This window comes from Alicyclobacillus fastidiosus (assembly GCF_026651875.1).
Classification (GTDB): Bacteria; Bacillota; Bacilli; order Alicyclobacillales; family Alicyclobacillaceae; genus Alicyclobacillus; species Alicyclobacillus fastidiosus.
Genome location: NZ_CP104067.1, coordinates 750,481 through 771,610, shown reverse-complemented (window position 1 = coordinate 771,610; position 21,130 = coordinate 750,481). Strand labels below are relative to the sequence as shown.

At 55.0% G+C, this 21,130-nt stretch carries 14 protein-coding genes, 11 tRNA genes and 3 rRNA genes; 16 read left to right on the top strand and 12 right to left on the bottom strand.

From position 1 onward, the window contains the following. Nucleotides 1–282: 282 nt before the first annotated feature. A complete protein-coding gene (locus tag NZD89_RS04065; RefSeq protein ID WP_268006498.1) occupies nucleotides 283–426 on the bottom strand; it encodes a hypothetical protein in 144 nt (47 codons plus the stop codon). 45 nt (nucleotides 427–471) lie between these two features. Between NZD89_RS04065 and NZD89_RS04060 the strand changes: the two genes are divergently transcribed. Beyond that, on the top strand, nucleotides 472–1,812 hold the full coding sequence (locus NZD89_RS04060; protein ID WP_268006497.1) for a helix-turn-helix domain-containing protein: 1,341 nt from the start codon (nucleotides 472–474) through the stop codon (nucleotides 1,810–1,812). A gap of 260 nt (nucleotides 1,813–2,072) precedes the next feature. Here NZD89_RS04060 and NZD89_RS04055 read toward each other — a convergent pair whose 3' ends face one another. After that, on the bottom strand, nucleotides 2,073–2,888 hold the full coding sequence (locus tag NZD89_RS04055) for a dienelactone hydrolase family protein (protein WP_268006496.1): 816 nt from the start codon (nucleotides 2,886–2,888) through the stop codon (nucleotides 2,073–2,075). 106 nt (nucleotides 2,889–2,994) lie between these two features. Between NZD89_RS04055 and NZD89_RS04050 the strand changes: the two genes are divergently transcribed. Further along, nucleotides 2,995–3,480 (top strand): MogA/MoaB family molybdenum cofactor biosynthesis protein, encoded by a 486-nt coding sequence (locus NZD89_RS04050; RefSeq protein WP_268006495.1) that lies wholly within the window; start codon nucleotides 2,995–2,997, stop codon nucleotides 3,478–3,480. A 28-nt stretch (nucleotides 3,481–3,508) separates the two neighbouring features. On the opposite strand, the gene proC is transcribed toward NZD89_RS04050, so the two are convergent. Together proC and NZD89_RS04040 are read right to left on the bottom strand one after the other, a co-directional pair. Beyond that, entirely contained in the window at nucleotides 3,509–4,327 is an 819-nt protein-coding gene (proC, locus tag NZD89_RS04045) for a pyrroline-5-carboxylate reductase (protein ID WP_268006494.1), read from the bottom strand. Between the two features lie 107 nt (nucleotides 4,328–4,434). Next, nucleotides 4,435–5,196, bottom strand: a complete 762-nt coding sequence (locus NZD89_RS04040) for an alpha/beta hydrolase family protein (RefSeq protein ID WP_268006493.1) — start codon at nucleotides 5,194–5,196, stop codon at nucleotides 4,435–4,437. 144 nt (nucleotides 5,197–5,340) lie between these two features. Here NZD89_RS04040 and glnA point away from each other — a divergent pair, with 144 nt between their 5' ends. Next, nucleotides 5,341–6,768: a type I glutamate--ammonia ligase gene (gene glnA, locus NZD89_RS04035; RefSeq protein WP_268006492.1), complete on the top strand. Its 1,428-nt coding sequence runs from the start codon at nucleotides 5,341–5,343 to the stop codon at nucleotides 6,766–6,768. A gap of 177 nt (nucleotides 6,769–6,945) precedes the next feature. Next, nucleotides 6,946–7,458, top strand: a complete 513-nt coding sequence (locus NZD89_RS04030) for a mismatch-specific DNA-glycosylase (protein WP_268006491.1) — start codon at nucleotides 6,946–6,948, stop codon at nucleotides 7,456–7,458. Nucleotides 7,459–7,637: 179 nt separating this feature from the next. Here NZD89_RS04030 and rrf read toward each other — a convergent pair. From rrf to NZD89_RS04015, 3 genes are all read right to left on the bottom strand, one after another. Then, nucleotides 7,638–7,754 (bottom strand): 5S ribosomal RNA (gene rrf / locus NZD89_RS04025). Nucleotides 7,755–7,908: 154 nt separating this feature from the next. Then, a 23S ribosomal RNA gene (locus tag NZD89_RS04020) occupies nucleotides 7,909–10,852 on the bottom strand. 329 nt (nucleotides 10,853–11,181) lie between these two features. Beyond that, a 16S ribosomal RNA gene (locus NZD89_RS04015) occupies nucleotides 11,182–12,714 on the bottom strand. The 16S, 23S and 5S rRNA genes sit together here, the layout of an rRNA operon. A gap of 798 nt (nucleotides 12,715–13,512) precedes the next feature. On the opposite strand from NZD89_RS04015, the gene NZD89_RS04010 reads away from it, so the two are divergent. From NZD89_RS04010 to NZD89_RS03960, 11 genes are all read left to right on the top strand, one after another. Beyond that, nucleotides 13,513–13,596: transfer RNA gene (locus NZD89_RS04010), tRNA-Tyr, on the top strand. Between the two features lie 68 nt (nucleotides 13,597–13,664). Next, nucleotides 13,665–13,740 (top strand) — tRNA-His (locus NZD89_RS04005). A gap of 3 nt (nucleotides 13,741–13,743) precedes the next feature. Beyond that, nucleotides 13,744–13,818: transfer RNA gene (locus NZD89_RS04000), tRNA-Gln, on the top strand. Nucleotides 13,819–13,820: 2 nt separating this feature from the next. Continuing rightward, nucleotides 13,821–13,897: transfer RNA gene (locus NZD89_RS03995), tRNA-Arg, on the top strand. 6 nt (nucleotides 13,898–13,903) lie between these two features. After that, nucleotides 13,904–13,979: transfer RNA gene (locus NZD89_RS03990), tRNA-Ala, on the top strand. 3 nt (nucleotides 13,980–13,982) lie between these two features. Further along, nucleotides 13,983–14,057 (top strand) — tRNA-Asn (locus tag NZD89_RS03985). Nucleotides 14,058–14,063: 6 nt separating this feature from the next. Further along, a tRNA-Glu gene (locus tag NZD89_RS03980) sits at nucleotides 14,064–14,138 on the top strand. Between the two features lie 48 nt (nucleotides 14,139–14,186). Next, nucleotides 14,187–14,262, top strand: a tRNA-Val gene (locus tag NZD89_RS03975). Nucleotides 14,263–14,265: 3 nt separating this feature from the next. Next, nucleotides 14,266–14,341 (top strand) — tRNA-Met (locus NZD89_RS03970). Nucleotides 14,342–14,344: 3 nt separating this feature from the next. After that, nucleotides 14,345–14,420: transfer RNA gene (locus NZD89_RS03965), tRNA-Phe, on the top strand. Between the two features lie 7 nt (nucleotides 14,421–14,427). Further along, a tRNA-Met gene (locus tag NZD89_RS03960) sits at nucleotides 14,428–14,504 on the top strand. A 296-nt stretch (nucleotides 14,505–14,800) separates the two neighbouring features. On the opposite strand, the gene NZD89_RS03955 is transcribed toward NZD89_RS03960, so the two are convergent. The 3 genes from NZD89_RS03955 to NZD89_RS03945 all read right to left on the bottom strand — a co-directional run bounded on the left by NZD89_RS03955 (nucleotide 14,801) and on the right by NZD89_RS03945 (nucleotide 17,842). Next, nucleotides 14,801–15,667 (bottom strand): PhzF family phenazine biosynthesis protein, encoded by an 867-nt coding sequence (locus NZD89_RS03955; RefSeq protein ID WP_268006490.1) that lies wholly within the window; start codon nucleotides 15,665–15,667, stop codon nucleotides 14,801–14,803. A 62-nt stretch (nucleotides 15,668–15,729) separates the two neighbouring features. Next, nucleotides 15,730–17,418, bottom strand: coding sequence for an ABC1 kinase family protein (locus NZD89_RS03950; RefSeq protein ID WP_268006489.1), 1,689 nt, complete (start codon nucleotides 17,416–17,418; stop codon nucleotides 15,730–15,732). A gap of 46 nt (nucleotides 17,419–17,464) precedes the next feature. Then, nucleotides 17,465–17,842 carry a phasin family protein gene (locus NZD89_RS03945; protein ID WP_268008385.1) on the bottom strand — a complete coding sequence of 126 codons (378 nt, stop codon included), beginning with the start codon at nucleotides 17,840–17,842 and terminating at the stop codon, nucleotides 17,465–17,467. Between the two features lie 198 nt (nucleotides 17,843–18,040). Between NZD89_RS03945 and NZD89_RS03940 the strand changes: the two genes are divergently transcribed. Beyond that, entirely contained in the window at nucleotides 18,041–19,531 is a 1,491-nt protein-coding gene (locus NZD89_RS03940) for a class I SAM-dependent methyltransferase (RefSeq protein ID WP_268006488.1), read from the top strand. Between the two features lie 39 nt (nucleotides 19,532–19,570). On the opposite strand, the gene NZD89_RS03935 is transcribed toward NZD89_RS03940, so the two are convergent. Together NZD89_RS03935 and NZD89_RS03930 are read right to left on the bottom strand one after the other, a co-directional pair. Next, nucleotides 19,571–20,335: a pseudouridine synthase gene (locus NZD89_RS03935; RefSeq protein WP_268006487.1), complete on the bottom strand. Its 765-nt coding sequence runs from the start codon at nucleotides 20,333–20,335 to the stop codon at nucleotides 19,571–19,573. A gap of 66 nt (nucleotides 20,336–20,401) precedes the next feature. Further along, nucleotides 20,402–21,058, bottom strand: a complete 657-nt coding sequence (locus tag NZD89_RS03930; RefSeq protein WP_268006486.1) for an MOSC domain-containing protein — start codon at nucleotides 21,056–21,058, stop codon at nucleotides 20,402–20,404. Between the last annotated feature and the right edge of the window lie 72 nt (nucleotides 21,059–21,130).

The following is a 21,130-nucleotide window of genomic DNA, read 5'->3' as shown; positions in this document are numbered from 1 at the left end:
CCGGTAAGTTATGGAACCGCAAGTCCCTACCGCCTGATAGGAGATTATGGTGAAATACAGAAATCTAGACTCCAAATTTATCTTTGGGTAATTTTACCCCACACGAAATGGTCAGGTCGACTTCGCTGGGCGGAACCCGCAGGGGGATGCGGGAGGGAAAAAGGATTATCGATCATAAATAGAGAAAATAATGAACTGTCGAATTCCACAGTTGTGGAATGATGAGCGATATGAAAAAGGTGTAAATAAAAGCCGCGAGCGCATGCCCGCGACTTCCTGACATTAAAACAAATGAAATAGGCTTGCGGCCATCAGCGGCTGCAGTGGTGTTGGCGGCGTTCCGTCTGGCTGGATCACGCCGACCACAACCAGCACGGCCGCAACGATTGCGAAGCTCGTAAGCAGAAGAACAGATGTCTTTTTCACCCTTAGACCACTTCCTCTTCATTTAAGTATCAGGAGGTAATCACTTTGACAGAAGCTGAGCGCGAATTTCTCTGTCTCATCATTGGTCACAGAGTGCGAGAATTGCGAAAAAGTAGACGGTTATCTCAACACGAGCTAGCCAATGGTGTGGGCAGCCAGTCGATGATCAGCCTCATCGAGAGCGGGCGCCAACTCCCACCTCCAGACGTCCTAGATCTGATTGCAAATCGCCTTGACGATGCCCTACTAAAACGATACGCAGAAGGGTTAGAGAACAATACCCTCGACCACTTTCACGTGTCATCTCACAACGAAGAGGATTTAATGAGCATCCTCGTCAATCATCGCGGAAGATGGCAACCGGCCCATGAGAGAATTGCGTCACAACTCTGTCATCACTATTATTACACGCGGAGTTTTGAACAAGTAAAGGAATTATGTCACCTGATTATTCATCATGTTTACCGACGTGGGCTACTCGCAGAGGCGTACTTCTACCTCGGCAGTTCGCTGCTCTTCGAGCATCGGTTCGAAGACGCAGAGCACTGGTTGCGCAAGGCAGATGAACACCGTGACGCCCTCACTGAATCGTTGCAAGGGCGCGTAGCATACAATCTCGGTTACGCCTATACGTATCTGGACGTTCAAGTGCTCGCACTCTGGTATGCTTCAAGGTCCGTGGAGATTTTCCACAGGATGAACGACTTTCTGAACCAAGGAAGTTCGCTCGGTCTGTTGGGGACCATTCAACAGCGGTTAGGGATGTTGGAAGAAGCAAAGAAATCGCTCTGCACGGCCTACGACGTGTTGTCCCGTTGGAGTACCGTTCCGGAGGACAAGAGCAGAATCGCGACGACGCTCGCCGAAGTGTGTGCTCTGCTTGGTCAACACGAGGAGGCGACATCGTATTCACAGACAGCCATCTCGACCGTACCCGCGTACGACTTCTTGTGCCAAGCTGACATTTACCGCATCAAAACCTATTTGGCTATCCAGGCCGGCCGTCGCGAAGAGGCGTTGTCTTACGTAAGCCTGGGCATCCGTGCGGCCGAATCTGCAAACGACACCCATAATCTGACGCAGTTCTACCTGATGCATGTTCAATTGTTGAGCGATGCGAAGGAGCGCCTGCATGCGGCCCACAAAGCGTTCCAGATCACGAGCCAGACCAGTCATCACATCCTCCACGCGTTGGCAGCGGAGTGCATTGCTCACCTGCTCGAACAGGATGTCGATGCGAAGGAAGACTCGAAGGAATACATGCAGGCGGCGCTGGATGCCTACCGAACGTACGTGCGTAAAAATAGTATGTTTACCAACTTAATCGACAATCTACCGTTTTATGATTCATATTTCGAGAAAATCGACCGCCAATCGGCAATTTAGGTCTTAAATTGCCATCATCACAACCTTTGAAGATGATTATTTATCATAAAAAGTTCGGCAGGAAGATAAGGTGGACAGGTCGAATTGTGAAGCGAGTTGGATGGGTACGGCCATGTTGTGGTGATCACTGCCGGGCTGGCTCCCGTCACACGCTTTGAACTGCTGCATCCTCTGAAGAACCATAATTGGCCGGGTGCAATGCACCCGGCCCCTTTTTTGTCCGCTCGGCAAATTCCGCCTGCGGGCACAGCATCTTCCATTTAGCGCGTCACTTCGTCAAAGAAGGAGAGAACCTCCGCAAATGCGGCGCGAGCCGCAGGTGGATTATAAGACGCGCGCGTATCATTGAAAAACGCGTGGTGTGCGTTGTCGTACACCTTGTAGGAATACGTCTTGCCCGCATCCTTCATCTTCTGTGCAAAATCGGGGACACCCTTGGTGATCCCCTCGTCTAGTGCACCGTAGAACCCGCGTACCGGACACGAAATCTGGGCAATTTGATCATCGGAGGGCGCTCGACCGTAGAAGATAGCGGCGCCAGCGAGATTGGGATCGATGGAAGCTAGAATTGCGCTCAATGCGCCGCCCATACAGAACCCCACAGAGACGACTGGCTGACCCTTTGTAGCAGTGTACTCATTGCGGATAAAGTCTGTCGTAGACGCTAACTGTTGCTCGTACGCCGAAAGGTTGAGTCCACCAAACAAGGTTCCGAATGTGTTGCGGACAGTCGACTGTTGTGGTTCTGGCAACTTCGCCATTGCCTCGTCGCGCGCGCCAGCGTCATGCCAGACAGCTGGGGGCACGCTTTCGAGAAACCGCTTGACGACCTCGATGCTTTGTCCGTCGAGCCCTGCGCGGCGCTCACCGTTTTCCGCGTACAAATCTGGGGCGAACGCGACGTATCCCGCTTGTGCGAAACGGCGTGTAACATCCTGAATATGCTCGTCAACACCCCAAATTTCCTGAAATACCACGACTGCCGGCTGTCCGTCCTGGGCCCGCTCTGGCTTCGCGAGATATCCCGAATACAAATTGTCTCGACCATAACGAATCCACTCAGTATGTAGTGCCATATGAACACCTCCTTTGTCTATTTTCTCACAAGCCTGGCGACATTCAAAAAGAAAACTGCCATATGATATGCTTCTAACAACCTCAGTTCAAAGGAGTGTGGGGCCTGTGACCACGTATAAAGCAGTCGTCATCACCCTGAGCGACGGGGCTCACCAGGGAAAACGTCTAGACACGAGCGGTCAACGCCTCGCTGCGCTCTTACGAGATTCAGAGTTCGATGTGATCCAGACCGAAGTTCTACCGGACGACAAAGCGATGATCGCCAGCAGTTTAGCCGGTTTTGCCGCGGCGCCCGACGTAGACTTGATCGTCACCACAGGAGGAACCGGCCTCGGCCCCCGGGACGTGACGCCAGAGGCCACCCTTGAGGTCATCGACCGTGAAATTCCCGGAATGGCCGAGGCGATGCGCATGAAAACCCTGGAAAAGACGCCGATGGCCATGACGTCCCGACAGGTGGTGGGCGTTTCCAATCGGACGCTGATCGTAAATTTTCCGGGGAGTCCCAAAGCTGTGGAAGAGTGTTTCGACGTCGTTCGACCCGTCCTCCATCACGTCATTCGACTCATTCACGGACACACAGAGCACTGACGTCGCCCGGCGGCGCGGTGTGCATCCTCTAGCTCTCTTTCGTGAACTGTTCCCCCATCTCTTTCGAACGCCGCTTCGCTTCGACGAGCGCATGAGCGATGGCTTCACCCATTCCCCTGTCCGCTAGCACGGTGAGTCCAGCGTGCGTCGTCCCGTTTGGCGATGTGACCCGTGCCTTTAGTTCCGCCGGGCTCAGGCCCCACTCCTCGAGTACCTTGGCGGTTCCAACCACAGTTTGAATCAGCAGCTGTCTCGCCATTTCCGCTGAAAAGCCGAGTCCCACGGCGGCGTCTTCCATCGCCTCGAGGAAGTAGCTGACAAACCCAGGGCCACTGCCAGAAAAGGCGGTGGCAGCATCCATCAACTCCTCTGCCAGTTCTACGACTATTCCGAGTTTTTCTAGTAGGCGTTTCGCTACATCGACGCTCTTCGCGTCCACGCTCTCGCCGACGGCCATCGCAATCGCACCTTCGAGTACCGCAACTGGCACGTTCGGCATCGTTCGGATCACGTGTGCACGGCGCTCTGTGATTTCCTCCATAAATGAAATGGGAATGCCGGCGGCAAATGAGATGATGATCTGTCCATCCAAATAAGGTAACAACTCCCGCAACGCTGCGCGGACGTCATACGGCTTCACGGTGAGCACGATGACGTTCGCGCCCCGTGCTTCCTCCATCGAGGACGCGGGTGTCACACCGTACACCCTTTGCAATTCGACAAGTCGTTCTGGTCGATGGCGGTTGATCACGTAAATGTGATCCACGGCGAAATCCGGGTCTTGCGACACACCCTTGATGAAGGATTCCGCCATCGCACCGGCACCCAATACAAAAATTTTGTCCACGTTTCTCTCTCCTCCTAGCTCTCGCACGCTCGGCGGTGGTACCCGCTGTCGAACCGTGCACTCTTTGTCCACGCGGTGACGACAGGTGATCTACGATGGCACTCGTGTCACTTCGTCATAAAAGTCACGATCTCGCGAATCACTTCCCGTTCCCAGGGAGTGCTGTTAAACGTGTGGTCCGCTCCATCGATCAGGCGTAGTATAGCACGCTCACCAAACACCTCGGCGCGGTACTTTTCCGACACCTGATACGGAACGGTGCCATCTGCTGTACCGTGAAGGAGGAGAACCGGGCCTCGAAATGGCTTGGCGCGCTCAAACCCGTCTATCTCCAGCACGTCGTCGTACAAACAGCGCCCCACGAGGTTTCCGCCCTGGTCAAAGTACGGTACGTCGCTGCGCACCCCGTTTTGAGCGGCCGCGGCCTGAATAATATCGCGCAAGTTGCCTGCGGGTGCCAGAAGAATCAGCTTATTTACCGCATCCCCCAGATCTCCCGCCGTGATGCCGGCGACAAATCCGCCCATGCTGAGCCCCAAGAGGCTGACCTGGTCAGGGAGAATCCGACTGTCGTTGCGCACCATCTCGAGAATTGCCTTTGCGTCGCGAATTTCCAGTGATGCTGTCATATCTTCGAAATTTCCGTCACTTTCCCCGCTGCCCATAAAGTCGAAGCGAAACGACGCGATGCCGCGTTCTTCCAGTGCGCGGCTGATCTTGAGAAAGATCCGGTGGGGCTCCAACTTGGTGCCCGTAAATCCATGTAGCAAGATGACTGCGGGAACAGGTTCTTCGGATGCGGTGTCCGGAACGTGCTCCATGCCCCGAAGGGTCATTCCATCAATTTCTAATGTGACGGCACGTTGCATTCGTGAACGCCTCCTGTGCAGATTTATGTCGAATCACGTCAGAAAACCTGACAAATTGTATTGACGACCACCTGTCAGAATTCATATGATCATTACGAGTTGTTTATAGAGACACATCGAATTCTCGATGAAGGAGTGTAGTCAGTGAACACCCAGGAAATCTTAGATCTCATTCAATCCAAACAGATAGAGATGATCGACTTTCGAATTGTCGATCCAGCCGGCCGTCAACACCATGTTACCATTCCGGCCGTGGAAGTGACGGACGAATTGCTTGAAGTTGGTGCACCGTTTGACGGATCGAGTATCCAAGGGTTTAAAGGCATTGAAGAAAGCGACATGGTCATGCGCCCCGTGTTGGACACCGCCTACGTCGATCCCTTCTTCAGCGTCCCCACCCTCACCCTTCAGTGTCAAGTGTATGACCCTTCTGGCATCCGCTACGACCGCGACCCCCGATATATCGCTGAGAAAGCTGAACAATATCTGATTGACAGCGGCATTGCAAATACTGCCTTCTTTGGTCCAGAACTCGAATTCTTCCTCTTCGACGACGTACGCTTCCACTCTTCTCCTGAAACCTCATTCTACGCACTCGACTCCGAAGAAGCGGTCTGGAACACAGGCAGTGCACAAAATGGTCCAAACCTCGCCTACAAGGTGAAGAACAAAGGCGGCTACTTCCCGGTTCCCCCAACGGATGCACTGCACGATATCCGAACCGATATCGTCAAAGAACTGATGAATGCAGGCATTCGCGTGGAGCGTCACCACCACGAAGTGGCTACCGCGGGCCAATCAGAAATTAACTTCCGCTTTGATACGCTGACCAAAACGGCTGACAACACGATGCTGTACAAATATATTGTGCGCCAGGTCGCACGCCGCAACGGCAAAGTGGCCACCTTCATGCCAAAGCCGCTCTTTGGCGACAACGGTTCCGGCATGCACGTGCACCAAAGCCTATTCCAAGACGGGGTACCACTGTTCTACGACGAACAAGGATACGGCAAACTGAGCGATCTCGCACGCCACTACATCGCCGGCATCCTCTACCACGCACCAAGCCTTCTCGCGTTCTCAAATCCCAGCACCAACTCGTACAAGCGATTGGTCCCAGGCTACGAAGCGCCTGTCAACTTGGTATTCTCTAAAGGAAACCGCAGCGCTGCCGTTCGCGTTCCGGTCGCGGCGATTTCGCCGAAGGCGGCTCGCATCGAATTCCGGACCCCAGACGCCACCGCAAACCCATATCTGGCCTTCGCAGCGATGCTCATGGCTGGTCTCGACGGCATCCGCCGCCAACTCGATCCGACCGAGCTCGGCTTCGGTCCCTTCGACAAGAATATCTACGAGCTTTCCGACGAAGACAAAGCAAAGATCCAGGCCGTACCGTCGTCCTTCGACAATGTCCTGGCCGCTTTGGAAGCAGACCACGAATACCTTCTCGAGGGTGGCGTGTTTAGCAAGGATTTCATCTACAACTGGATTCAGTTGAAGAAGTCCACCGAGATCGAACCGATGAACTTGCGCCCACACCCGTATGAATTTCACCTGTATCTGGATCTCTAATTCACCTGACCAAAAGGGGACGGTTGCGGATGCCCGCGCCGTCCCCTTTTGTCGTCTCGGATGCCCTACCCACACAGTTGAGGAACTGACGTGTCACGTGGGAGTTGCCGAGCCATTCGGGACACGCTATGGTAAGAACGATACGCCAATGTGCCCGGGAGGTCACCTAGGGTTCCGATGACAAAACCAAAAACAGAACTCCTAAAACCAGGACTCCGCCTACTGTTCATTGGGTTCAATCCCTCCCCCACGTCCGCGCAGACCGGGTGGAATTACGCGGGGCCGAGCAACCGCTTTTACCGCATTCTTCACGAGTCTGGCCTCACAGACCGCCTCTATACCCCAAGCGAAAGCCGCCAACTCTTCGACGAGTATGACTATGGATTCACCAACCTCGTCCTTCGTCCAACCCCACGGGCGAGCGACGTCACCGCGCAGGAATATCGTGAAGGGGCGGCGCGATTATGGACGACGCTGGAGACGTATCAGCCCACTTTTGCCTGCTTCGTCGGAAAAGGGGTATACCAGCAATTCGCCCGCAGACAGAAGGTGTCGTGGGGGTTCCAACCTTCCGATTCGCCCATCCGCACTCGCCTCTTCGTCGCCCCTGGCACAAGCGGATTGGTTCGTATGAAACTAGCTGAGCAGGTCGATATCTACCGACAACTGGCTGAAGCGGTATGCCGGTGAGGGCGCGGAAAGTGGAACACCGTGTATCACAAACATCCGCCGATCCCGCTTAAATTCCCTCGCTTCTGCATCTGCCTTTACATCGAGTCTATCTCCGACCCAGCGTTGCCCCCATCCCCGACCAACACAAAAAGACCCCGAGGTCGGCATCACTGCTTCCCTCAGGGTCCTTATCTCGCGCCTGGCAACGACCTACTTTCCCAGCCCCTCTCGGGACAAGTATCCTCGGCGCTGGAGGTCTTCACGTCCGTGTTCGGTATGGGTACGGGTGTTTCCCCTCCGCTATGGTCACCAGACCGCTTGGCGTTCAGGTATTCGTTCGCACGGCTTCGGCCTATCGGCCTGCAGATGTGCTACTCACACCTTCACTCAAGCTCCCAGTTACGTCGCTCCGTAACTTTGTCTTTATCCTCGCTCCTGAATCATGGAACAACCTCTTCTTCTGTTCATCGGGTGAAGCCCTCGACCGATTCGTATCTGTCCGCTCCACGTATCACTACGCTTCCACGCCAGACCGATCTACCTTGTCTTCTTCAAGGGGTCTTACTTCCCTAACGGAATGGGATACGTTATCTTGAGGCAGGCTTCGCGCTTAGATGCTTTCAGCGCTTATCCTTTCCCGACTTGGCTACCCAGCTATGCTTCTGGCGAAACAACTGGTACACCAGCGGTCGGTTCATCCCGGTCCTCTCGTACTAAGGACGACCCCTCTCACGTATCCTGCGCCCGCGGCAGATAGGGACCGAACTGTCTCACGACGTTCTGAACCCAGCTCGCGTACCGCTTTAATGGGCGAACAGCCCAACCCTTGGGACCGACTTCAGCCCCAGGATGCGATGAGCCGACATCGAGGTGCCAAACCTCCCCGTCGATGTGAACTCTTGGGGGAGATCAGCCTGTTATCCCCGGGGTAGCTTTTATCCGTTGAGCGATGGCCCTTCCACTCGGTGCCACCGGGTCACTAAGCCCGACTTTCGTCCCTGCTCGACCTGTCCGTCTCGCAGTCAAGCTCCCTTGTGCCTTTACACGCTTCGCGCGATTTCCATCCGCGCTGAGGGAACCTTTGGGCGCCTCCGTTACTCTTTAGGAGGCGACCGCCCCAGTCAAACTGTCCACCTGACACTGTCCCATGACCAGTTTCATGGCCATTGGTTAGAACACAAGTACCTCAAGGGTGGTATCCCAACGCCGACTCCACTCAGGCTGGCGCCCAAGCTTCTCTGTCTCCCACCTATCCTGTACATGACGTACCCGTATCCCATATCAAGCTACAGTCAAGCTCCACGGGGTCTTTCCGTCTAACCGCGGGTAACCTGCATCTTCACAGGTATTACAATTTCACCGGGTCTCTCGTTGAGACAGCGCCCAAGTCGTTACGCCTTTCGTGCGGGTCAGAACTTACCTGACAAGGAATTTCGCTACCTTAGGACCGTTATAGTTACGGCCGCCGTTTACTGGGGCTTCAATTCAGAGCTTCGCCTTGCGGCTTACCCCTCCTCTTAACCTTCCAGCACCGGGCAGGCGTCAGCCCCTATACTTCGCCTTTCGGCTTCGCAGAGACCTGTGTTTTTGCTAAACAGTCGCTTGGGCCTTTTCACTGCGGCTTCTCTCGAAGCGCCCCTTCTCCCGAAGTTACGGGGCCATTTTGCCGAGTTCCTTAACGAGAGTTCTCCCGCGCGCCTTCGTGTTCTCCACGCGCCCACCTGTGTCGGTTTCCGGTACGGGCACCTCACCACTCGCTAGAGGCTTTTCTTGGCAGTGTGACTTATGGGACTTCGGTACTGTACTTCCCTCCCCATCACAGCTCACGATTACCAGGGTGCGGATTTGCCTACACCCCTCGCTCGCTGCTTGGACGGCCTCTTCCATCCGGCCGCTTCCCTCAGCCTCCTGCGTCACCCCTTCGCTCAATCGCGATGTTGGTGGTACAGGAATTTCAACCTGTTGTCCTTCGACTACGCCTTTCGGCCTCGCCTTAGGTCCCGACTTACCCTGGGCGGACGAGCCTTCCCCAGGAAACCTTGGGCTTTCGGCGGACAAGATTCTCACTTGTCTTTTCGCTACTCATACCGGCATTCTCACTTCCATCCGCTCCACCAAACCTCTCGGTTCAGCTTCCCCGCAAATGGAACGCTCCCCTACCATGTTTCCATCCATAGCTTCGGTGTCTGGTTTAGCCCCGTTACATTTTCCGCGCAGCGCCACTCGACCAGTGAGCTATTACGCACTCTTTAAATGGTGGCTGCTTCTAAGCCAACATCCTGGTTGTCTGTGCAACGCCACATCGTTCCCCACTGAACCAGTACTTTGGGACCTTAGCTGTTGGTCTGGGCTGTTTCCCTCTTGACCACGGGTCTTATCACTCGTAGTCTGACTGCCAGGTTCTTCGACAAAGTGGCATTCGCAGTTTGACTAGGCTTGGTAACCCTCGCGGGCCCCGCACCCAATCAGTGCTCTACCTCCACTTCTCATTCCCTGACGCTAGCCCTCAAGCTATTTCGGGGAGAACCAGCTATCTCCGGGTTCGATTGGAATTTCTCCCCTACCCCCAGTTCATCCCCTGGCTTTTCAACGCCAGTGGGTTCGGGCCTCCATGCGGTGTTACCCGCACTTCACCCTGACCAGGGGTAGATCACCCGGTTTCGGGTCGATGACGACAAACTATACCGCCCTATTCAGACTCGCTTTCGCTTCGGCACAGGCTCCCTCGCCTTCACCTTGCTTGCCATCATCACTCGCCGGTTCATTCTACAAAAGGCACGCCGTCACATGTCATGCATGCTCCGACTGCTTGTAAGCACACGGTTTCAGGTTCTATTTCACTCCGCTCCCGCGGTTCTTTTCACCTTTCCCTCACGGTACTATCCGCTATCGGTCGCCAAGGAGTATTTAGCCTTAGGAGGTGGTCCTCCCAGATTCCCACGGGATTTCTCGTGTCCCGCAGTACTTGGGGTCTGTTGCACATTCCACAATCCGTTTCGGTTACCGGGCTCTCACCGTCTATGGCCGGCCTTCCCATGCCGTTCTCCTACGCATTGCTTCCTGCTGGCTCCCTGCAGGTTGCCACCAACAGCCCCTCGACCCCGCATACGCATCGACTGCAGTCTGTACCACGTATACGGTTTAGGCTTCTCCGCTTTCGCTCGCCACTACTTACGGAATCGCGTTCGCTTTCTTTTCCTCGAGGTACTTAGATGTTTCAGTTCCCTCGGTTGCCTCCGTACACCTATGTATTCAGTGTACGGTACTAGCGCTTCACACTAGCAGGTTTCCCCATTCGGACATCCACGGCTCAATGCTCGCTTACAGCTCCCCGTGGCATTTCGGTGTTCGCCCCGTCCTTCTTCGGCTCTTGGCGCCTAGGCATCCTCCGTGCGCTCTTTCTAACTTCACCGTTTTGACTTCCTAACCACAAACGTGATTATTCCATCTATAAATCCGGTTACGTTAACCTGTTACGCATTTACGGTTACCGGTTTTACTTATTCGAGGTTGTTCCATATTCAGTTGCCAAGGTACCTCGCGCCTTCCAATCTGCTTCGGATTCCTTCGTTGGTCGTCCTCTGACTCGCTCACGTACAAAAATACGCTCGACTCATCATCGTCCTCCCGCCTTGTACTCCTCGCATCTTGAAACGCGCTTTGAGTTTGCTTCCACCTCATACGAGGCTTGGCTCCCTCAAAACTAAACACCCACGTCCTAAAAGCCTTGTTTCTCCGTAGAAAGGAGGTGATCCAGCCGCACCTTCCGATACGGCTACCTTGTTACGACTTCACCCCAATCATCAACCCCACCTTCGGCGGCTGGCTCCCTAAGGTTACCTCACCGACTTCGGGTGTTGCCGACTCTCGTGGTGTGACGGGCGGTGTGTACAAGGCCCGGGAACGGATTCACCGCGGCATGCTGATCCGCGATTACTAGCAATTCCGGCTTCATGCAGGCGAGTTGCAGCCTGCAATCCGAACTACGAACGGCTTTTTAGGTTTCGCTCCACCTCGCGGCTTCGCTTCCCGTTGTACCGCCCATTGTAGCACGTGTGTAGCCCAGGACATAAAGGGCATGATGATTTGACGTCATCCCCGCCTTCCTCCGACTTACGCCGGCAGTCACCTGTGAGTCCCCACCACTACGTGCTGGTAACACAGGTCAAGGGTTGCGCTCGTTGGGGGACTTAACCCAACATCTCACGACACGAGCTGACGACAACCATGCACCACCTGTCTCCTCTGCCCCGAAGGGAAGGACTATCTCTAGCCCGATCAGAGGGATGTCAAGCCCTGGTAAGGTTCTTCGCGTTGCTTCGAATTAAACCACATGCTCCACTGCTTGTGCGGGCCCCCGTCAATTCCTTTGAGTTTCAGTCTTGCGACCGTACTCCCCAGGCGGAGTGCTTATTGGGTTTCCTTCGGCACTGGGGTGTGTCCCCCCAACACCTAGCACTCATCGTTTACGGCGTGGACTACCAGGGTATCTAATCCTGTTTGCTCCCCACGCTTTCGTGCCTCAGCGTCAGTCACTGTCCAGCAAGGCGCCTTCGCCACTGGTATTCCTCCACATATCTACGCATTTCACCGCTACACGTGGAATTCCCCTTGCCTCTCCAGCACTCAAGTTATGCAGTTTCCAAAGCAATCCCAAGGTTGAGCCTTGGACTTTCACTTCAGACTTACACAACCGCCTACGCACGCTTTACGCCCAGTGATTCCGGACAACGCTTGCCCCCTACGTATTACCGCGGCTGCTGGCACGTAGTTAGCCGGGGCTTCCTCACTCGGTACCGTCTCACAAGGAGCTTTCCACTCTCCTTGTCGCTCTCCCCGAGCAACAGAGCTTTACAACCCGAAGGCCTTCTTCGCTCACGCGGCGTTGCTCCGTCAGGCTTGCGCCCATTGCGGAAGATTCCCTACTGCTGCCTCCCGTAGGAGTCTGGGCCGTGTCTCAGTCCCAGTGTGGCCGGTCACCCTCTCAGGTCGGCTACGCATCGTCGCCTTGGTGGGCCGTTACCTCACCAACTAGCTAATGCGCCGCGGGCTCCTCTATCAGCGATGCTGTTGCACCTTTCAACACAGGAAGATGCCTTCCCGTGTGTCATCCGGCATTAGCACCCGTTTCCGAGTGTTATTCCAGTCTGACAGGCAGATTGCCCACGTGTTACTCACCCGTCCGCCGCTGACATCAAAAGATGTCCGCTCGACTTGCATGTATTAGGCACGCCGCCAGCGTTCGTCCTGAGCCAGGATCAAACTCTCAAAAAATGTTACTGGCGTTACTTCATAAATGTCTCGACGACGACTGTCGTCTCGACCGAAACTTTTAGGCGTGTGTGTTTAGTTTTCAAGGAACCAAATCAATCAGTGCCGCCGAAGCGGCGTCAATAAATATATCACGGCCCAAACGTAACGTCAAGCACCTTTGAGAAAATAAATTGGACGACTTGAGGCCGAGTTGAACTGGCGTCCATTGTTGTAAAACTCCAGACCGCGAGTCTACCATCATCTGGGACATCCCGACGAAACGTCCAAACGTGAAGAACAGTTTAAGCCATGTTGTCCGCCACCACGCGAAGGGTCGTTACATACCAAACCGTTCGTACACACCTGTATAAAGTCGATTCACCGTAAACTTCGGCCCAGCTTCGCCATCTTCTCAAGTGAAACTATGTAATATGAAATGAACACACCAGCGCATGTATCACGGTACGAGTACCGCATACTGCACGCGCATTACGCATTAGATGAAGAAACAAAACTCTCGTGTCAGTCATTCAGACGGACCTAACTGAAACTCACTTGAGTCAGGATCGGGATCGTAGCCTTACCACTCCTTTAGCTAAATCCGGTCCATCCGCGACAGGTGCTCTAGCCCCCACAAACGTTTTAGGTTTATGAACAAACTCAACAACACAGGCGGACCCACACACGCTCAGCCACCTGAAGTTTGCCCCTGGCAAACGAAGTCGAACAACTTTTTCTCACTTTACCTCTTGACGTAAGCAAATCGACCATGGTATCGTACTCATTGCGCGTTGCGAGAGCAACGGCCCGCATGATTGCGGAGGGGTACCAAAGTGGCCAAATGGGGCGGACTGTAAATCCGTTGCGGAAGCTTCGAAGGTTCGAATCCTTCCCCCTCCACCAACTGCCAATCTGCCGTTTCGATGTATGTTTGCGTATACGAAAGGGTAGGATGAGCAGCGTACAAAATGGTGAGTGTGGCGAAGGGGTTAACGCACCGGATTGTGATTCCGGCATACGTGGGTTCGATTCCCATCACTCACCCCATAATGGGGAATAGCCAAGCGGTAAGGCAACGGTTTTTGGTACCGTCACGCGAAGGTTCGAATCCTTCTTCCCCAGCCAATGTGCCCTTAGCTCAGCTGGATAGAGCGTTTGACTACGAATCAAAAGGTCGGGAGTTCGAATCTCTCAGGGCACGCCAGTTTGTGGGGGTATAGCTCAGCTGGGAGAGCACCTGCCTTGCAAGCAGGGGGTCGTCGGTTCGAATCCGTCTACCTCCACCACATTCCTCGATAGCTCAGCGGTAGAGCATCCGACTGTTAATCGGAGGGTCGTAGGTTCGAATCCTACTCGGGGAGCCAATTTATGGCCCCATGGTCAAGCGGTTAAGACACCGCCCTTTCACGGCGGTAACGCGGGTTCGAATCCCGCTGGGGTCACCACTTGTGACATTTGATGGTCACATGGCGCAACATCGTTGTGCATCGTATGGACGTTTAGCTCAGTTGGGAGAGCATCTGCCTTACAAGCAGAGGGTCGGCGGTTCGAGCCCGTCAACGTCCACCATGCCGCGGGGTGGAGCAGTTGGCAGCTCGTCGGGCTCATAACCCGAAGGTCGCAGGTTCAAGTCCTGCCCCCGCAACCATTTGGCTCGGTAGCTCAGTCGGTAGAGCAGAGGACTGAAAATCCTCGTGTCGGCGGTTCGATTCCGTCCCGAGCCACCATCTTTATGGCGGCGTAGCTCAGCTGGTTAGAGCACACGGTTCATACCCGTGGCGTCGGTGGTTCGAATCCACTCGCCGCTACCATGTTGAATAAATGAGAAACTGCTTGTCCTTGGATCCCATCCAAAGGCAAGCAGTTTTTATTTTCGCTCGCTATCCCTCGAAGTTCATCTCCATCCCTCACGAGGTCTCGGAGTTTGCCAGACATCGCCTGTGACTCAGCCGCACAAATGATGGGGAACCCCCAAGTATCGCCTGTGGGACAAGCGGCCGTTTCGAAGGAGGGGGATTCGGTGGTTTTTCTTGTCCCACAGGCTTGCTGTATAGTAGTCAGACGAGACATGGAATGTTACTGGCGCTTGTCTCGAGTGACCGCGCCTTCAGGACGTTCGCAGCTGTGTGCAAAACACGGTTACAGCTTTTCCCCCAACTGACACAGCCATGTCCTGCGTCACTTCGACCAGGATGTGGCCGGGCCTGCCAATGCTCCACCCTTGTTCGAACACGTGCCGCTTCGGCTCGATGACACCCGCGCGCACCAGCGAGGCCCCTAAGGCACCGTTGGCCGTCCCCGTGTGTGGATCCTCGTTGACCCCTACTGCAGGGGAGAAATCGCGAGCGTGGACAGTCGACTCCGCGCCTACTGTCTCCGTCGTGTACACGTGGACGGAGGCGGCCCCGAGTTCTCTGCAAATCGACGAGAGCATGTCAAACTGCGGTGCCAACTGGTGAAGCGTATCGAGCTTTTTCAATGGTACGAGGATGTCCAATAGCCCTGTAAAGGCCAGTTCAAAGGGAAGCGACGGATGGACGTCGGTATCCTCGACGCGTAAAGCGCGGACTACCGCTGCACGCATCGCCCCGTCCAGCTCGCAAAACTGTGGATCCGCCTGGCGCATCCACACGGTGCCATCCTCCTCCATCCGCATGGGAAGCATACCTACATTGGTTTCCACAAGGATGTCCCCAGACAAATGATACGTTTCGTACAACGTGTGAAGGGCGGCAACCGTGGCGTGCCCGCACAAATCTACCTCTGTCGCCGGTGTATAGTAGCGAAACTTGAATCGCCCTGTCACCCCCTGCTCGATGAACACCGTTTCCGAGCAGTTCAGTTCACGGGCGATCTGTTGCCGCATCGTCGGCTCTATGCCCTTTGCATTCAACACGACCCCAGCCGGGTTCCCGTGAAACGGCGTGGTGGTAAACGCGTCGACTTGTGATACTTCGATGGATGTCGTCGCCACTGCTTTTCGCTCCAATTCCCTAGTTGAGTTGGTAGAGCCCTATTCAAACCTCAAAGTTATGGCTAACGGTTCGATCTCCATATCGAGATGACCAGGACGACAAAGAGCACCACGCCGACCAGCGCACCAATATCGGTCATTGGTAACGACCAGAGTGCCGAGGGCGTCTTCGATAAGACGGAGGCCACCATCAGTCCTGCCATAAAAATACTGAATGACAGTAACACGATACTAAAGGACAGGCGATTTCCGATGCGGATGAACTGACTGACCAGCCGGTCGGCTTCGGGCACCTCGACGGCGACCTTTACGCGGCCCTTCGACAATCCCCGCAGGATGGCGCGGAACTGCTTCGGAAAATCGGTAAACAAATCGAATAGATCGAGTGCGCTCTTCATCGTCAAATGGGACAAATTCTTTGGATTTAGGCGATCCATCAACAGCTTTCGCCCAAATGGCTCCGCGATGTTGAGAATTCGAAACGCCGGATTCAACCCTTCGACGACGCCCTCGATCGTGATCAACGTCTTGCCTACGAGGGTCAAATCGGCCGGAATTTTGATTCGATGTTTGTAGGCGATGGCGAATAGATCACCTGTAGCTTCGCCCAGGCTGATCTGTTGGAACGGGACATCGTAATATTTCTCGCGCAGTCCATCGACATCGCGATGCAGCTTTGCATCGTCGATGTCCTGCGGAACGACCCCCATCCGGTACAGCACTCGGACGATGGCATCCGAATCCCGCCGCATGAGGCCCACGATCAAACCAGCGAGGTACCGCTTCATTTCGGACGTCAGGCGGCCAACCATGCCAAAGTCCATAAACAAAATGCTGTGGTCTGGCAGCACCGCTAAATTCCCCGGATGCGGGTCGGCGTGAAAAAATCCGTGAATCAAGAGTTGGTCAAACACCGCGTGGGCGGCCCGTTCGGCGATCAGTGCCGTATCGTAGCCCGCGTCCTCCAATAAAGTTCTGTTGGCGAGCTTGATCCCCCGCACGTATTCCATCGTCAGTACGCGACTCGTCGTCCAGTCCCAATAGATCTCTGGGACTTTCACGGTCTTGTCGCCCTGGTGAATTTTGCGTAGCCGATCCGCGTTTCGCCCCTCAATCGTATAGTTGAGTTCGTTGAGTAGCGTGTAGCGAAACTCTTCCACGACATCGGTCAGCTCGTAGTGTTCGGCCCACTCCAGGTTGCGCTCTGCCAAGCGCGCGAGATCCATCAGAATTTCCAGGTCTATTTCGATGATTCGCCCGATATCCGGGCGCTGAATCTTGACCGCCACCTCTTCACCAGTCCGAAGCCGTGCGCGGTGAACTTGACCAATCGACGCCGATCCCACCGGTTCCTCGTCGAACTCCGAAAACAGTTCAGCGAGAGGCTCACCCAGCTCGTTTTCAACGATCCTCTGCACTTCGTCGAATGAAAAGGGAGGCACTTCGTCCTGCAGTCGTGCCAATTGCTCAATCAGTGCAGCCGGAAAGACGTCTGCCCGCAAACTCGCGACTTGCCCCAACTTGATAAAGGTTGGGCCCAACTGCTCAATGACGTGGCGAATCCGCTCATAGGTCGTCAGAGATGGACGCTCTCTCCGTTCCGAAAACAGACGTCTTGGCAGATTGATCACGTCGCCGAGACCGATTTCATCGATAAACCAACCGAACCCGTTTGCCACCAGAATCCGTGCGATGTCCTTGTAACGCGACAAATGCCGTACTCGTTTGCCGAGAATCTGTGGACCGACCATGCCGTTCTCCTTCATCTAAACGTTGTGCACACGTCCGCGACTCGGCTCAGTCGCGTTCATTTTCAGTGCCCGCGCCGTCCGCTTCCGTGCCCACCTTCGCCTCCAACGCCTCAATGCGCGCCCGAAGGTGCGCCACCGTCAGCCGCAGTGAGGACAGTTCCGATTGGATGGAGTCCGTCTCCGCTCGAATTCCGAGCCGCTCCATCGTCTTCTGAACCTGTTCTTGAATGCTGTTCTGCAATTCTGTCCGCCCCTGCTCGCCGCGTTCGACGAGCTCCTGAACGAATGCGCGGGTCTGCTCCGGAGTCAGGTTGCGCTTCTCCGCCCAGAGCCTTGCGGATTCAGCCACTTTCTCGCGACTGAGGGACATGAATCCAACACCAAGATCCACCATTTTCCGAATCGTATCCTCCAACGAAAGCACCTCGTTTTCCAAGATGAACACTCATAGTGTACCATTTCACCACTTGAAATTAAGTTTGAGAACGGATTTTCAAAGGTTGCCCTGCGCAGAGGCCATTCCATGCACATGCTTCGATGAATTGTATCATTTTTCCACCTTCCCATTTGTGCATGTCCTCATTAGAATATTTTGTACGCGTTGGTACAGGAGGATGAGTACTTGTATCAGGTAGAAGATGTTCGGCACGTCATTGCGGATTTGACCAACTCCTCCCTTGTCGTGAGCCCTTGGTTGGCGTACGTCGGGGGAAGGGTTCGTTTTGATAGCTGCATTTCAGATATGTTGTACTGGGGTACGCGCGATTTTACACAGGCACACTGGCGACGGGAATACTTAACCAAAGCCTTCGGTACGCTGCCGGTCCATTCGCGGTTTCCACGAACGGCCGTCTTCGAAACCGCCGCTTCTACAGCCGCATTTTTGGCGTACGAACAGACGGGAAGGCCGAGCGTCACAGAGCGCCATGCCACGGACGCCTTGCACGTGACCGAGGATTTTATCCTTCAGCACGGGTTCGATTACTTCCTCAGTTCGTACGTGATGCTCACGATGTACGAAAATCACAACGCCCTGAACTATTACGGACAGATGCGCGAAGGGGACTTTCTATCCGGGCGCCTGCATCGGCCCTGGGTCGACTATGAACTCGACGATGAGCTCATCTTATCGTGCGAGCTAGGCACCGCAGAACTGTTTGTCGACTCGGGTGAGCGGTTCGTTCGCTTGACGACCAAGGGGAGGGACAGGCTTTCGGACTATTACGCACTGCTCAAAGAGACGGGCTATCTCGACAAGCGAAACCGCTCGTTGCGAATCTCCCATTTCTCCGAGATGGAGGACTACGATTCGGTCGTGCAACAAATTGCTCCAACGGCGGGCGATTTGCGACGGTCGTTTTTGGACTTCACGACGATTCAACCAGGCATGCGCGTGCTTGAAATCGGTTGCGGGAGCGGATCGTTTACGTTTGATGCCGGCCTGGTCGATCTCGTCGGCCCAAATGGCTCAGTCGTCGCCACCGACCCCGCCCCCCGCATGCTCGAGCGCGCCATGATGAAGCGAGATCCACACGATGTGCCATGGTTGGACTTCGTCCAGGCGCCGGCGGAAAACTTGCCGTTCCCGGACGGGTCCTTTGACGCGGTGGTCAACATGTTGGCCATGCATCTGACGGACATCCCTACGGCGGTCAAAGAGATGCACCGCGTATTGAAACCAGGCGGCATCGTGGCGTCGTTTCATCCGCTCGACTTTCCGATGGCCAATTCGATTGTCCAGGAGTGGTTCCGGCCGGTTTCAAGCCTTGTGCAACAGCCAAAGCGCGAAACGACGATGCCAGAAAAATCGACCGTTCCTGACGCTGTGGCACCTTATTTTCGCGACGTCGTCTGCCAGGAGACCTCCACACCGAACTACTACACGAACCCGGACATCGTCACTCGGTTTTATCTGGAGAGCGTGGGCCTGTTCGATGACCATTTGACGCGCATTCCGTGGGCAGAACGCACGCGCCTCATCGAGGAAACAAGGAACAATGGGCGGCGCCTGTGCAGTATGCACACGACAGAGGAGCTTACCGTCGAGTATCCGGTGCAGATGCTGCGAGGAATCGCTAGAGACTTGAACGCTTCCCCGAAAGGATGCGCATAGGCGCAAGCAGGAGAGTTGGGGTTTGTCGCGTCCCCACCATCAAGCGCTCGTACCACCTTGTTGCAAGGCTTTGAGCGATGCGATTTCGCCCTCGGTCATTGCCCGGTACTCCCCCGGTTGAAGCGTTTCGTCAAGCGAAATAGGGCCCATCTCCAAGCGTTTGAGAAAGATGACGGGCTTGCCTAACACCCCAAACATACGCTTGACCTGATGGTATTTGCCCTCGTAGATGACGATTTCGCCCACCGAAGTCCGGCCGCTCTCGAGGATGGTCAGATCTCCAGGCAACGCCTGGTACCCATCCTCGAGCGTGATCCCTTTCGTGATCTCCGCCACGTCTTCTGGTCCGAGCCTTCCCTCGACGTGGACGAGATAGCGCTTTGGCACATGATGTTTCGGAGACAACAATCGATGCGCCAGTTGACCGTCATTGGTCAAGATCAGCAATCCCTCGGCGTCTTTGTCGAGGCGGCCCACTGGGAAGACGTCAAAGTGCGCATCTTCTGGCTCGAGCAGGTCGGTTACCACCGGATCGCGTAAATCTTCTGTCGCGGACAGAACCCCTTGTGGCTTGTACATCAGGAAATAGACATACATCTGGTACGAAATCGACTCTCCGTCCCACGTCACGTCGTCTTTTCCTGGCACGACGTGCTGACCTGGATCTTTCGCCACCGCGCCATTGACCTCGATGCGCGCAGCGCGGATGGCTTTTTTCACTTCCGTTCTCGTCCCCATGCCGGCATTTGCCAGCCATTTATCCAGTCGAATCGCTTTCACAACCAATGTCCTTTCGTCATCCATTGTGTGCAATCCCATCCGGCTGGGCTTGGCCGTAAACATCGTGCCCGTGCGCGGCACAACCGCCCATCAAGCCCGCAGTTCTGGGATAGCTTGTCGCCATCCTTCCGCCAGTGCGTCACATTGCTGCAGTTGCTGCAAAAGTGCCGGCGATTTCTCGACGCGGTGAAACAACACGCCATTCAGCGTCGACACGTTCAGCTTGGGATACGGCCGGTCGATGAGTTCTATGCCGTCGTGTGCCGAAATGACCCCAGGTTCACGGACGCGTACGTACCACCCGGTCCACCCGGTCGCCCGCACCCTGTCGGTCAACGTCGCTTCCCGCCAGCGCTCTGATATCTTCCAACACGGAATGCGCGGCTGTGACACCTCTACGACCAGGTGCCCGATGCGATAGACATCGCCAACACACACGGACTCCTCCGTCATTCCTTCAACCGTCAAATTTTCTCCAAACCCACCCGGACCGAGATCGAGATGTACAAATTCTTGCGTCCACGCGCCGTAGTGCTTGTTCGCGTACATCAGCACTGCCTTGTCTGGGCCGCCGTGGTGCTTGCGATCCGCCTGCGCATCCCCGTCCACACCGGATCGCGCGACGATGACCGGGGTGGCGACAGGACGCTTGTCAAAGGCGGTCTTCCAAGTTTTCTCCCCCGCTTGTTCGCCATGCATCAAATACGACTTGACCTGCCCGACCTGTATCGAAACAATCTGGCGCATCCGAGGCACTCCTTTCTATCTAACGTCTACCGTTTTCGCACGAGATACTATGGGTAAACAATACCAGATTGA

Excerpts from the sequence above, each read along its gene's own strand:
- NZD89_RS04055 (WP_268006496.1), bottom strand. The coding sequence starts at position 2,888 with ATGGCACTACATACTGAGTGGATTCGTTATGGTCGAGACAATTTGTAT.
- NZD89_RS04040 (WP_268006493.1), bottom strand. The coding sequence starts at position 5,196 with ATGCAACGTGCCGTCACATTAGAAATTGATGGAATGACCCTTCGGGGC.
- NZD89_RS04030 (WP_268006491.1), top strand. The coding sequence starts at position 6,946 with ATGACAAAACCAAAAACAGAACTCCTAAAACCAGGACTCCGCCTACTG.
- NZD89_RS03950 (WP_268006489.1), bottom strand. The coding sequence starts at position 17,418 with ATGGTCGGTCCACAGATTCTCGGCAAACGAGTACGGCATTTGTCGCGT.
- NZD89_RS03935 (WP_268006487.1), bottom strand. The coding sequence starts at position 20,335 with ATGGATGACGAAAGGACATTGGTTGTGAAAGCGATTCGACTGGATAAA.
- NZD89_RS03930 (WP_268006486.1), bottom strand. The coding sequence starts at position 21,058 with ATGCGCCAGATTGTTTCGATACAGGTCGGGCAGGTCAAGTCGTATTTG.